A 12,602-nucleotide genomic window follows, 5' to 3' on the forward strand; every position below is an offset into this window, starting at 1 on the left:
TTATTCACTGTCATTTTTATGGAATATATTTTTGTATTTATCACTACAAAAAACAAGTAATTTTTGCTCTACAGCGCCTAAATTCCAATTTAATAGAGAAGAATTAATCATTAAAACATCTTTTTTTGAGAAAGGTCTTGTAATTTCTGGACTATCATGAAAATTAAAAACAATAATAGGTTTATTTAAAGCTCCTGCAAGATGTGCAACAGCGCTATCCATTGAAATACAGAATAATGATTTTTTAATTAAAGCTGCTAAATGCAATAATGATTTTTGAAAAAAAATCACGGCATTAATATCCTCTTTAGACAACTTAGCTTTAATTTCGGTAATATAATTATAATCACTCGGACCATAGGCAAAAATAACTTTTAAATTTTTATTTTTAACTAATAAAAATACTCTATATAGGTAATCAATAGATAACATTCTTTTAATATTACTAGCACAAGGATGAATCACAACAAACTTATTTTCTTGTAAGTCATTGCTTTTTAAATAAGTCAGAATATCATTTTCATGCTGATTTGAAACAGGAATTAATGGGATAAATCTTTCATCATTTGCAGTAACTGCTAAAGCAATTTTACGCCGAATCTCAAAAAGATTTTCTTTTACATTATCAATTTTTACTTGTTTATTAATAAAAACATTTCCACCTGTAAATAAAGGAGAAAATCTAAATTTTGCGTTTATAAGCCATAATACAAAACAATTTCGCCAATCTCCTCGAGTTTCAATAGCTATATCATATTTTTGCTTACGAATTAGCATTATTTTTTTAAAAAAATTAAAAATATTTTTTAAAGAATAATCATAGGTAGACCATGGAGTTTTAACTATATATTTTTTATCAACAAGAGAATCACTATAAATATATTTTGACCATTCGTTAGCCAAAGAATCAATTTTTGCATTTGGAAAATTATATTTTAAGTTATTCATTAATGCTGTAGTCATTATATTATCACCAATTAAATAACAATCGTTAACAAGAATTTTTTGTATACTATTTTTTTCTATGTTATAGTTTTTCTTTCGAATAAATGGAAATAAAACAAAATCTATAATTTTACCTATAATTTTAAGACTTTGTTTAAAATATATATACTTATACGGAAGAAAATTTTTTGGTAAGAAAAATTGTTTGATTTTTAGAAATGGCTTAAAGAAAATTATTAAAAAGAATAAAAAAACTTTGTTTTTCTTTAATGCTAAAGCTGATTCTATATTTCCTTTTAAGTACGACCTTATAGAATTATTACTCACCCCCCCTTCTTTCATTACAACTGTTACTTTAGGAATATATTTGATCATTTTTTTATTAGTATTTTTTAAAAAACGAATCATCAATTCATAATCAGCAGCTATTTTAAATTTTATATCAAAAAACCCAAAATTATTGTAAAGTTCTTTTCTAGCATAAAACGTAGGATGCGGAGGCGACCAACCCAAATGGAGTTTAACTTGTTTAAATTCGGAAATTTTCCAGTATCTTTTTGGAATAAAAGCGTTATCTCTTTGAACAAACATCACATCGCTATATACTATTTCACAATTAAATTCTAGAAATTTTTGAGAAATTTCTTTAATAACATTATTATCAGCAAACACATCATCAGAATTAATAAAGCCAATAATATCACCTGTCGCTAATTTTAGACCTTTATTCATAGCAAAATAAATGCCATTATCTTTTTCAGAAACTAGTTTTGAGATTTTATTTTCATAATTTTTAATAATATTAATTGTCTTATCAGTAGATCCTCCATCAATTATAATATATTCAATATTTTGATAATCTTGATTTACTACAGATAACAAAGTATCTTCAATAGTTTTTTCTGAGTTATAACAAACAGTAATTAAAGTAATTTTTATATTAGTCATGATTTTTCCAAACTCCAACTACTTCACACTCTCTCTAAAACTATAAATAGTTTTAGTTAACAATTCTTTAAAATTATTAGAATTATTCCAACCAAAATTTTTAATCACCGAATTATCCATAATTTTTCTTAGCGTTCCATTAGGTTTTGTTACGTCAAAAATTATATTTCCTTCAAATCCAACAATTTCTGCTATTAAGTAAGCTAAAATTTTAATACTAATTTCTATTCCCGAACCCGCATTGATATGACTTATATTATTTTTTCCTAAATCTGATTCTTCAAAATCATCGTAAGAAACTTTAGAAGACAAAAATAAAATTGCATCCGCCAATTCTTCAGAATGCATAAATTCTCTTAAAGGAGAGCCATCTCCCCAAACAATAACTTCTGAAGAATTATTGCTTTTTGCTTCGCAAAATTTCTTAATTAATGAAGCAATAACATGCGAGTTTTCTGGATGATAATTATCTTTGGGGCCAAATAAATTTGTTGGCATAACAGAAAAATAATCCCTTTTAAATTGCTTTCTTAAACTATTAATTAACTCTATCCCAGCAATTTTGGCGATTGCATATGCCTTATTGGTGTACTCTAATGTTCCAGTTAATATATACTCTTCTTTAATGGGCTGTTTACATTCTTTTGGATAAATACAACTACTACCTAAAAATACCAAGCGGTGTACATCATATTTATGAGCAGCCCAAATAACATTATTTTGAATTTGTAAATTATTATATATAAATTCAGCAGGATAATTACTGTTAGCCCATATTCCACCGACTTTCGCTGCGGCAAGAATGACAACATCTATTTTTTCAGTTGCAAAAAAATTATCTACATCACGTGCATTCATCAAATCAAGCTCGTTTCTTGAACGCGTAATAATATTTTCATAACCATTTTGCTTAAAACAATTTAAAATAGCACTGCCAGCCATACCGTTATGCCCTGCTATAAAGATTTTATCTTGTTTTGTCATTAAAGCCAAATTTTTGTCTCCCTTCAATTAAAAATAACATAAAATATTATGTAACTTTAATTTATATCATCACATTAAACCCTAAAAATTATAATTGCTTTTTCTTAAAACTTAAGGTTAAAAGAAAGATTATAGTTGCTTTCTCTAGGAGATAATCATGACTCATCCCAAAGTTGCGCTCATAACTGGCATCACAGGTCAAGATGGTGCCTACCTTGCAGAACTATTACTAAAAAAAGGTTACATAGTACATGGCATAAAGCGTAGAGCAAGTCATTTTAATACTCAAAGAGTCGACCATATTTTTGTTGATAGACATAACCCTAATGCTAAGTTCTTTTTACATTACGGCGATCTGACTGATAGCACAAACCTCATTCGCATTATTCAAGATGTCCAACCGGATGAAATTTATAACTTGGCTGCACAAAGCCATGTTCATGTTAGTTTTGAAACCCCTGAATATACTGCAAACGCCGATGGTATTGGTACTTTGCGTTTGTTAGAAGCCATTCGTATTTTAAATCTCACTCACAAAACAAAGTTTTACCAAGCCTCTACAAGCGAGCTGTTTGGTAAAGTTCAAGAAATTCCACAATCCGAAAAAACACCTTTTTACCCAAGAAGCCCTTATGGCGCAGCAAAACTTTATGCTTACTGGATAACAGTGAATTACAGGGAAGCTTATAATATTTTTGCATGCAATGGTATTTTATTTAATCATGAAAGCCCCCTGCGAGGCGAAACATTTGTCACAAGAAAAATCACGATGGCAGCTGCGCGCATTGCATTAGGTGTTCAAGATTGCTTATTTATTGGAAATTTAGATGCACAAAGAGACTGGGGACATGCCCGTGATTACGTTGAAGGAATGTGGAGAATATTAAATCATTCGCAACCAGATGATTTTGTTCTTGCAACAAACAAAACAACTTCTGTACGCGAGTTTTTAACAATGGCATTTAAACATGCTGGAGTTAACCTAGAATTTTTAGGTAACGGAGCGAATGAAATTGCCAAATGCATCAAAACAGGGCGCACTGTTGTAAAAATAGACCCCAACTATTTTAGGCCAACTGAAGTCGATCTCTTAATTGGAGATTACTCAAAAGCTCAAACTGAGCTAGGATGGCAGCCTCATGTCACCGTGGAAGAACTCTGTCAAGAAATGGTTTTAGCAGACTTAAAAAGAATTCAAGATAACAAACAGCAACTCGATTTAAATAATTCTGTAGAATTTTTATCGCATAGTGATGGTGGATTTTTAGCCTGGCATAAAAAATTTGTAGAAAACAACACATTTACAAATTAAAAAATAATTATGACCCACTCGCAGGCATATATTTAGCAACCAACTTTTTCACTTCATCAAGACCTGCTTCTTTAGTAACATAAAAAACATTATCATATTTAAAGCCGTTTTCACCGCCTTGATTTACTAAATTACTGCTAAAAAAGATGAATGGTGTTAATATTTTCTCTTCACGCAACGCAACCAAAAAGTGTGGTCCAGTCATACGCGGCATCCGCACATCACAAATAATAGCAACAATACGTTCTGCAAAAGGTTTTTTTGCTTCATCCTGAAAATACTCAAGAGCTTCTAAACCATCTCCCGCTTCGATTGACTCCCATCCAGATTGTTTCATAGCCCGTTTTACCAAACGGCGAATATCAGGTTCGTCATCAACAATCAGCACTAAAGGGCGATCTGTTGCCGATAATTTTGTTGTAGAGGTTGCTGCACCATCTGTAGTTGCACCCTCTTTTTCTGCATCATCTTTTTGCTCTTCGGCTTCTTGAAAACAATTTAACCCAAGGCTAAACAACACATGAGACTCTTGTAAAATTGCTTCAAACTTAGCACTTCCAGGCATTTTATTTGCAAACTTTTCGAGAGTTGTGATTGTGACTTTTTGTTTGCCGCCTGGGACACAGGCACACTGCGCAGAAATTGTGACAAACTCATCATTACCATTAATATCAATGTAAATAACACTATTACCCTGAGGAATAATATTGCATAATTCTGCAAAAGCAGCGTTTAACCACATTATAAAATTTACAGGATTTGCTAATACTGCAGGGTCATAGTTTTCATCTTTACGAATTTTATAAGTCACACCCTGAGTTGTAAATCGATGCACATTAAGCATTAGCGCATCATCAACCATGCTCATAATTTTAGTAATTTGAGTTTCTGAAAGTTTTGGATTTGAAAATTTTCTAAACCACACAGCAAGATCTTGAATATCTTGCATGTATTGCAGTGCTTTTTTCATATCATCTTGAGCAGCGGGATCGGTAAGAATTGGGGTAATTTGAGTTTGCAAAATACCGCGACACATGGTGATAGGATTAATAAGCTGGTGTGCAATGTCTGCACCAATTTCTGAAATTGTATTCATGCGAACTGAGTAATGCAGTTCAGCTTGAGCAGACATCAAATCTGCCATTTTTTCTCTCATTTGAGAATGAGTACTTTGCAACTCATCATACATTTTTGTTAAACTGAGATCGGCAATCTCCATACAAATTAAAATTTCTTCTTGGTTTTCAGCATTGCTAATGACTATTTTATGCAACTTAACTTCTGCAGGAAAAGAACCTACAGGCCCTCTTCTCACTTGCCTTTGAAAATCGTAAGCTTGCCCAAGACTTAATGCGATATTAAAAAGATCATAAATTAATTTATGATCTTTTTTATCAAATAAATCACTAATATTAACTTTTGCGGCAGATTTTCCAGCACCACCAAACCAAGTTTGCTTTTTAAAAGTTGCGTTACACCAACGCATAAAATGATCGTCTGGACTAAACAGAGCAATTCCTGTTGAAACATTTTTTAATATTTGTGCCGCAAGGGCTTTATCAAGATCCTTGCTAAACTCGGCAGACATAATTAATTGCTGTCCTCAACTTGAAAAAAATGAAAGCTCCGTAAACGACTATCAAAATCTTTAAATCTCTTTTCAAACCTCATCAAACACACGACTTCCGTCATTTTTCCTGGTTTTACATTAACAATAAAGTGATGCAAACGATCAAAAATTAATTTAATTCCAAGTCCACCACTTGCTCTTTTACCCATAGATTCTGTTTTTTGATTTTCATCAATGTATTGCATCACCGTTTTTTTGGTTAAAGTACCAAAAGGATCAGCCACAGAAACTCCAAACACTTCACCATCAAAACCCCATTTGATGGTAACCTGCTCTTCTTCACCAAGCTGAAAAATTTCATTTCTAGAACTTTGTTTTAACCTTGGGTTTGCATCAAATACTGCGTTGAGTAAAAGTTCGTCTGCAAGATCGCACACTCTTTGCGCATAATGATGAAATCTTTCTGTGTTACCACCAATCTTTAAAATAAATCCTTCTAAATTTGTAAGAGCTTCTTTTTTATCAATTTGGTTTTTAATAAATTTTTGATTGAATATAGCAGGAAATCCAAGATGCTTATCGAGTCCTGGATAATCTTTAGATTCAAATTTTTTCAGTAATAAAATGAGTTCTCTCGCATCAAATTCACCATTATTTGTTGCGACAAAACATTGAATATTAGGACAATCCATCAATTGCGGAATCACTCTTTGCAACGATTCTTGTAAAATTACAATTATTCGACTACTTGGGTATGCCAAAGAAAATTCTTTTAAAAAAGCGACTTTTTTAGCATCAGCAAATAAAAAAAAGCGCTCAATTTCTTTTGCTGCAAAAATTTTTGCTTCTTCTTCTGTTTTACATGGCTGAAAATCAACTCCAGCAGAACGAGTGAGCATTCCTAGTTTATTTTGGAAAGAAATAGAGTCTGGTAAAAAGCAAACAACTTTCACGCAGCTTCTCCCTTAAACCTTTTGGTATTCGAAGAAATAAAATAAAAATACTCATTGGGCTCAAAATCAATTTCTAGATCAAAACCATCTTTGCTTTTCATCACCAAATTAAAATTATCATAATTATCTAAAATTGGAATTTCTTTGCCAATTGTTAAAAGTAACGTCTCATGCGTGTCATTTGCAGGGCAATAAAAATTTGCTTGAATACTTTCAACATAGGTTCTGTCAGTTAAAAAATCACTAATATTAAACTGCTCTACCAACCAACGAGGAACGTTTGTGTAAATACATTTACCATCTTTAAAATCTTCTAATATTTTATACCAAGCCAATATACCGCAAGAATTTGCCCTTTTAACTTTAGAAAAATCAAGCCGCACCACTTTGTCTTTTGCATTGCTAAAAGCAAGTTCAAGAGCTTTTTTAATGTTTGCAACCGACGACTCTTCGTTTAAGAGTCCTGAAAATTCTATAGTTGTATTGTTGACTATGACTTCCATGCCTTTCACCTCAAATCCAGACAATAGCCTGATATTAGTTTATCGGCGTTAAAATTGAGCTCTTTAGACGCCCGAAAACTTGATGCTTTTTAAAGCCACCCCTATAAGTATTGTGTATAGTCCTTACAATCAGTTTGTAAGGACAAAAAACACTGCCAGAATTCTTAATTAATTTTTATCTTACTTGGAGATTCTACTATGTCTACCAGAATAGAAACAGACAGCATGGGCGAAATTTCTGTACCTCAAAATGTGTATTGGGGGGCGCAGACACAACGTAGTTTTGAAAACTTTAAAATCAGCGGAGAAAGATTTCCTCGTGTATTTATAAGAGCTTACGGACTAGTTAAAAAGGCTGCAGCACTGGTAAACGTCCAATTAGGCGAACTTGCTGCCGACAAAGAGAAGTTTATTTGCCAAGCAGCAGATGAAGTGATTGCTGGAAAATTTGACGATCATTTTCCGTTGGTCGTGTGGCAAACCGGGTCGGGCACTCAGACAAACATGAACTTCAACGAAGTGATCTCAAACCGCGCAATAGAACTGGCTGGAGGTACAATTGGAAGCAAAAAGCCAATTCATCCCAACGATGATGTCAACAGAGGTCAAAGTACCAATGATAGCTTTCCAACCGCAATGCATGTTGCGGCAGCTATCGCAGTTTATGAAAATTTTTTTCCAGCAATTGATAAATTGATAACAACCTTTGAAAAAAAATCCAAAGAGTTCGAAAAGATTATTAAAATTGGGAGAACGCATTTACAGGACGCCACACCGCTCACTTTAGGAGACGAAGTCAGTGGTTGGGTGATGCAACTTAAAATGTGCAAAAAAGCCGTGTCTCATGCGATGGAAATGGTTTGTGAATTGGCGGCAGGAGGAACTGCTGTTGGAACGGGCTTAAATTCACACAAAGACTATGCTAAAGGCATTGCACAAAAGCTTTCTGAGCTCACACGCATTCCATTTATTACGGCGCCCAACAAATTTCAGGCGTTAGCAGGACAAGAAGCGCTTGCTAATCTTTCTGGAGCCCTTAATACAACTGCCACCGCTTTTATGAAAATTGCAAATGATATTAGATGGCTATCTAGCGGTCCGCGTTGTGGCATTGGAGAGATTTCAATTCCAGAAAATGAACCCGGTAGCTCCATTATGCCAGGAAAAGTCAATCCGACTCAAAGTGAAGCCGCAACCATGGCATGTTGCCAAGTTATGGGAAATCATGTTGCCGTAACCCTTGCCTCAAGCCAAGGCAATTTTGAGTTAAACGTCTTTAAACCTGTTATTATTCATAATGTTTTGCATTCAATTAGGCTTCTGGCAGATTCTTTTGTAGGATTTAATGATCACTGCGCGGCTGGGATTAAAGCCAATACGGAACGTATTAATGAACTTATGCAAAAATCGCTCATGCTTGTTACAGCATTAAACCCATATATTGGCTATGATAAAGCGGCTAAAATTGCAAAAACAGCGCATCAAAATGGCACCACTCTTAAAGAAGAGGCTATAAAGCTTGGCTACCTTACCGCAGACCAGTTTGATGGATGGGTAGATCCGAGCAAAATGCTGGCACCTCATGGTAAGTGATTATTAATTAATGGGTTGTGGCCTTTAATTATTTTTTTATTGTTAATTATTTTAATTAAAGCACCATAATAATGCACACCCAGTTTATGCTCTTCTAAAGATTTTACAGAACCACCTATAATTAAATCACCTTCAGTATTAACCGTTAACTTAGCTTTATTATAACTATTAATAACTCTATTTACAGAATATGGTAAAAAATAAGACCAATTATTCTCTCCATTTAAATTATAACTTTTAATAAAAAGTTTATTTAGATCATTCTGTTTATTTAAAGAACCTATCACAAAAATCTGGTCTTCATAAACTTTTAAATCATAAATATTATTAAATTCATCTTTATTTCCATATATACGAATCCAATCTTTTTTAATTTCTTTAGCGTTAAACTTTAAAATAAAATAATCTTGATAGCCAGATATTACACTGTATTTTTTTACTTTAAGAACTTCATTTTCTTGATTAAAACTAAAAATTCCATCCGCCGTAGAAGAAGCTCCACCTCCTAAATAAATATTTTCTTTATCATCAATATTTAAATCCGCTAAAAATAAGTTATAATTAGATATACTAAGCAATTCTTTAAATGTAAGAACTCCATGTAAATTTACTTTTAAAATAAATAAACATTCAGAAGATAAACTAGTTTGCCCTGCTATATAAATATTTTCATCTTTATCCATTTTTGCAGTGATAGTTCTATCAACAGAACCTTTTCCAAAACCAAGATGAGTATATTTTTTTTCAAAAAGATTATTACCATCAAAATCAAATTTATATAAAACAACATTAATTTCTTCAGAGACATTAGTTCCTAATGCATAAATATTATTATACTTTCCTATTAATATTTTTTGTAAACTCGTCTTATTATCAACATCACCTAATATTTTATCCCACTGTTTTTTTCCTTCGGAATCATATTTTGCAATAAAATTTTTCCTATTATTACTTTGTTCAATTATCCCTAAAACATAAATATTTCCGTTATTATCAATGGATAAATTTTGACCTATAACTTTAGTATCGTTTTTATTATTTAACGGAACTCTCCATTCTTTTTTTCCATTTTTATTACGTAATATAATATATGAATATTGAAGATTTTTTTTACTATCATCAGGTGAGAACTTATTCGCATTAAGCAATACAATTGTATTATTATTGCTATCCGATACAATTGCAGCAACTTGAGTTCCGTCTCCAGCTTTTCGAAAATTTTTTACCCAAGCAATTTTTTCATTATCCTGGGCATTCACTTTTAGAGTCATAATAAGAAACAAGAAACCAATAAAACTAATTTTTTTAAATATTTTCTTTAAAAAAAATTTATTCATACAAAAACCCAATCAAATAAAGTGTAATAAAAAAAAAGAAACGAGAAATGATTTTTACTGTTTCTTTAATTTTTTTTGGTATTCTATATTTATTAAATTTTCAAGTCTAAAAAAATTATCGTAATAACTATAAATTAATTAAATAAAAAACAAAAAATAAATAATATTAGTAACTATTCCAGTCAATTATAATTATTCCAGGCCGTCCTTGCTGACCATTTTTTCCTGTATTTCCATTGCCTGCCGCACATAATGCATTATTATGGTCAAATTTACTTATTGTATTTTGCTGACTTCCAGCACCTCCAGCACCGCCAATTCCTACTTGATAGTTAATAACTTGTCCTGGTTGCACATCAATAAATGCTTCTTGAAGCGCTCCATGAAATCCAGATGCACCTTTGCCACCGTTACCGCCATTGGCTCCAATAGAACTCCCAGAAGTACACCCTTTCCCGCCAAAACCACCGTCACCACCATCTCCACCATGGCACACTTCTTCTAAACCAATTAATGTTCTTATTGTGCTTACATAATTGTAATTAAAAACATTTTTTGATGCTTCAGAAAATTTATACTCACCAAACACTGTAGGCGTCCCAAACAATCCCTCTTTACCTGGAATCGTGGCACTCTGTTCTGGAGCATAACCGTCGTGTGCTCTAAGAGCAGGCGATCCTCCTATAGTTCCAGCTTGACCTTCACCCCCTAAGAAACCAGAATTTTTAATGCCGTTGGCATCACCTCCTTGAGAACCCCCTCCAGAAAACGAAGCTCCCCACCAACTTCCTTTAAAAAAAGTCGATCCAGCTCCACCAGCTCCGCCACCGCCGCCACCATTGCCTCCTGAACAGCCAATAACTCTCACGCTTTTTACGTTTGGCGGCACTACCCAAGACCCTTTGTTAACTTGATATGTTCCATCTTCTTTTTTTAAAGCAAATATTATTTTACGGTGTGATTGAAGAGAAATAATGTCTCAATCGAGCTGCTCCGATTTACAACCAACAAAAAATAAATTTAAACCAAATATGCTAAAAATTAACTTGTTTTTCATATGCGTCCTCTTTCTCAATTTACAAAGGAACGCATTGTTTAAATTGATATTTTTTAAATTTCCTCAGATAATTACTTTAATTTGCAAACTCAATTAAAAGCAGATATACCTAAATTTCTCATAGCTTTCTTAAGTATTGCTATTTTTTAAGTTAAAGATATAAGCTCAAAGTTGCTTTAAATTAAAGCTTCTTAATTTTTTGCTTTTATTTTCAGCATCTTTAATATCTGAATCATTGCCAGGAGAAGCCAGAAACATGCCAGGAACTGATGCCATAAAGCACATCCTTAACACCCAATCTGCAACCACCTATCAAAATTTTACCGATTTGCAATCCATGATTGAAAATGAAAGAAAAAATCTTGTAGAAGTGATTGGACTAAACGGAAAACGAATCCCACAACTTGATATCTTTAACCAAGAACTCATTGAAGAAATTAGAATTCGTTTTAGTGGTAAAAAATCTCCGCTACAAGATTGGCTCAAATCACTCAAAAATATTCCCGCAGAAGAACGCAAACCAGCCGGAGCATTAATTAATGAACTCAAGCAAGAAATTGAACAAAGCTTAAAGTTCTTTTTTATGACTTGGCGTCATGAGGACGAAGCAAAAAGACTCTCTGGCGAAACAGTTGACATCACCCTTCCGTTACCTAAACAAAATATTGGTTCGCGCCATCCTGTTACAACACTCATGCGCGATCTCATGGAGCCTTTTCACCGTATGGGTTTTACGGTAATTGATGGTCCAGAGATTGATAATAATTTTTATAATTTTGACTCGTTAAATGTGGTGAAAGATCACCCTGCCCGCGAAATGCAAGATACATTCTTTTTAGCCAGCGAATGGGTACTAAGAACTCACACCAGCAACGCACAAAGCCATGCAATGCTCGAAAGACAATTGCCTCTTAAAATCGTATGCCCTGGCTGCGTGTACCGTAACGAATATGATATGACTCACCTTCCTTCATTTCGTCAAATTGAATGTCTTGTTGTTGATAAAGGCATTCATATGGGACATTTGCGTCATACAATCAATGAAATGCTGAATGCCGCATTTGGCAGACCCGTTAAATTGCGTTTTCGCTCAAGCTATTTCCCGTTTACAGAACCCAGCGCAGAAGTGGATGTCGAATGCCAACAATGTTTTGGTAAAGGTTGTCGCAGCTGCAAGCACACAGGTTGGTCAGAAATTGGCGGTTGCGGTTTAGTAAACCGTAAGGTGCTAGAAAACTGTGGCATTGATACAAAAGTATATAGTGGTTTTGCGTTAGGTTTTGGGGTTGATCGTATGGCAAAAGATCGCTTTGCCATTGCAGATCTCCGCTCAATGTTAGATGGAGATGTTGCCTTTTTAAAATCATTTTCTTTGTCTTAACTTTTTTAATTACAAAAGG

The 12,602-nt window shown here is 33.2% G+C and carries 10 protein-coding genes; 3 read left to right on the forward strand and 7 right to left on the reverse strand.

Annotated features, from left to right (window positions below; all coding sequences use genetic code 11):
- Nucleotides 1–1,893 (reverse strand): glycosyltransferase, encoded by a 1,893-nt coding sequence (locus tag Spiro2_RS10265; protein ID WP_338635688.1) that lies wholly within the window; start codon nucleotides 1,891–1,893, stop codon nucleotides 1–3.
- 18 nt (nucleotides 1,894–1,911) lie between these two features.
- Nucleotides 1,912–2,877 (reverse strand): GDP-L-fucose synthase, encoded by a 966-nt coding sequence (locus Spiro2_RS10270; RefSeq protein WP_338637764.1) that lies wholly within the window; start codon nucleotides 2,875–2,877, stop codon nucleotides 1,912–1,914.
- A 157-nt stretch (nucleotides 2,878–3,034) separates the two neighbouring features.
- Between Spiro2_RS10270 and gmd the strand changes: the two genes are divergently transcribed.
- Nucleotides 3,035–4,189 carry a GDP-mannose 4,6-dehydratase gene (gene gmd, locus Spiro2_RS10275; protein WP_338635690.1) on the forward strand — a complete coding sequence of 385 codons (1,155 nt, stop codon included), beginning with the start codon at nucleotides 3,035–3,037 and terminating at the stop codon, nucleotides 4,187–4,189.
- 7 nt (nucleotides 4,190–4,196) lie between these two features.
- Here gmd and Spiro2_RS10280 read toward each other — a convergent pair whose 3' ends face one another.
- From Spiro2_RS10280 to Spiro2_RS10290, 3 genes are read right to left on the reverse strand one after another with little or no spacing between them, the layout of a single operon-like run.
- On the reverse strand, nucleotides 4,197–5,777 hold the full coding sequence (locus Spiro2_RS10280) for a response regulator (protein WP_338635691.1): 1,581 nt from the start codon (nucleotides 5,775–5,777) through the stop codon (nucleotides 4,197–4,199).
- A gap of 2 nt (nucleotides 5,778–5,779) precedes the next feature.
- On the reverse strand, nucleotides 5,780–6,712 hold the full coding sequence (locus tag Spiro2_RS10285) for a hypothetical protein (protein WP_338635692.1): 933 nt from the start codon (nucleotides 6,710–6,712) through the stop codon (nucleotides 5,780–5,782).
- Entirely contained in the window at nucleotides 6,709–7,215 is a 507-nt protein-coding gene (locus Spiro2_RS10290; RefSeq protein WP_338635693.1) for a hypothetical protein, read from the reverse strand. The genes Spiro2_RS10285 and Spiro2_RS10290 overlap by 4 nt, the downstream gene beginning before the upstream one ends.
- A 198-nt stretch (nucleotides 7,216–7,413) precedes the next feature.
- Between Spiro2_RS10290 and fumC the strand changes: the two genes are divergently transcribed.
- Nucleotides 7,414–8,808: a class II fumarate hydratase gene (gene fumC, locus Spiro2_RS10295; protein WP_338635695.1), complete on the forward strand. Its 1,395-nt coding sequence runs from the start codon at nucleotides 7,414–7,416 to the stop codon at nucleotides 8,806–8,808.
- On the opposite strand, the gene Spiro2_RS10300 is transcribed toward fumC, so the two are convergent.
- The gene (locus Spiro2_RS10300; protein ID WP_338635696.1) at nucleotides 8,796–10,145 is read right to left on the reverse strand and encodes a hypothetical protein; all 1,350 of its coding nucleotides are present in this window, start codon (nucleotides 10,143–10,145) and stop codon (nucleotides 8,796–8,798) included. The genes fumC and Spiro2_RS10300 overlap by 13 nt on opposite strands.
- A gap of 166 nt (nucleotides 10,146–10,311) precedes the next feature.
- On the reverse strand, nucleotides 10,312–11,034 hold the full coding sequence (locus tag Spiro2_RS10305) for a hypothetical protein (RefSeq protein ID WP_338635697.1): 723 nt from the start codon (nucleotides 11,032–11,034) through the stop codon (nucleotides 10,312–10,314).
- Between the two features lie 424 nt (nucleotides 11,035–11,458).
- Here Spiro2_RS10305 and pheS point away from each other — a divergent pair, with 424 nt between their 5' ends.
- Entirely contained in the window at nucleotides 11,459–12,583 is a 1,125-nt protein-coding gene (pheS, locus tag Spiro2_RS10310; RefSeq protein WP_338635699.1) for a phenylalanine--tRNA ligase subunit alpha, read from the forward strand.
- Nucleotides 12,584–12,602: the final 19 nt, after the last annotated feature.

This window comes from Spirobacillus cienkowskii, from assembly GCF_037081835.1.
Taxonomy (GTDB): Bacteria; Bdellovibrionota_B; Oligoflexia; order Silvanigrellales; family Silvanigrellaceae; genus Silvanigrella; species Silvanigrella cienkowskii.

Excerpts from the sequence above, each read along its gene's own strand:
- Spiro2_RS10265 (WP_338635688.1), bottom strand. The coding sequence starts at position 1,893 with ATGACTAATATAAAAATTACTTTAATTACTGTTTGTTATAACTCAGAA.
- Spiro2_RS10270 (WP_338637764.1), bottom strand. The coding sequence starts at position 2,877 with ATGACAAAACAAGATAAAATCTTTATAGCAGGGCATAACGGTATGGCT.
- gmd (WP_338635690.1), top strand. The coding sequence starts at position 3,035 with ATGACTCATCCCAAAGTTGCGCTCATAACTGGCATCACAGGTCAAGAT.
- Spiro2_RS10280 (WP_338635691.1), bottom strand. The coding sequence starts at position 5,777 with ATGTCTGCCGAGTTTAGCAAGGATCTTGATAAAGCCCTTGCGGCACAA.
- Spiro2_RS10290 (WP_338635693.1), bottom strand. The coding sequence starts at position 7,215 with ATGGAAGTCATAGTCAACAATACAACTATAGAATTTTCAGGACTCTTA.
- fumC (WP_338635695.1), top strand. The coding sequence starts at position 7,414 with ATGTCTACCAGAATAGAAACAGACAGCATGGGCGAAATTTCTGTACCT.
- Spiro2_RS10300 (WP_338635696.1), bottom strand. The coding sequence starts at position 10,145 with ATGAATAAATTTTTTTTAAAGAAAATATTTAAAAAAATTAGTTTTATT.
- pheS (WP_338635699.1), top strand. The coding sequence starts at position 11,459 with ATGCCAGGAACTGATGCCATAAAGCACATCCTTAACACCCAATCTGCA.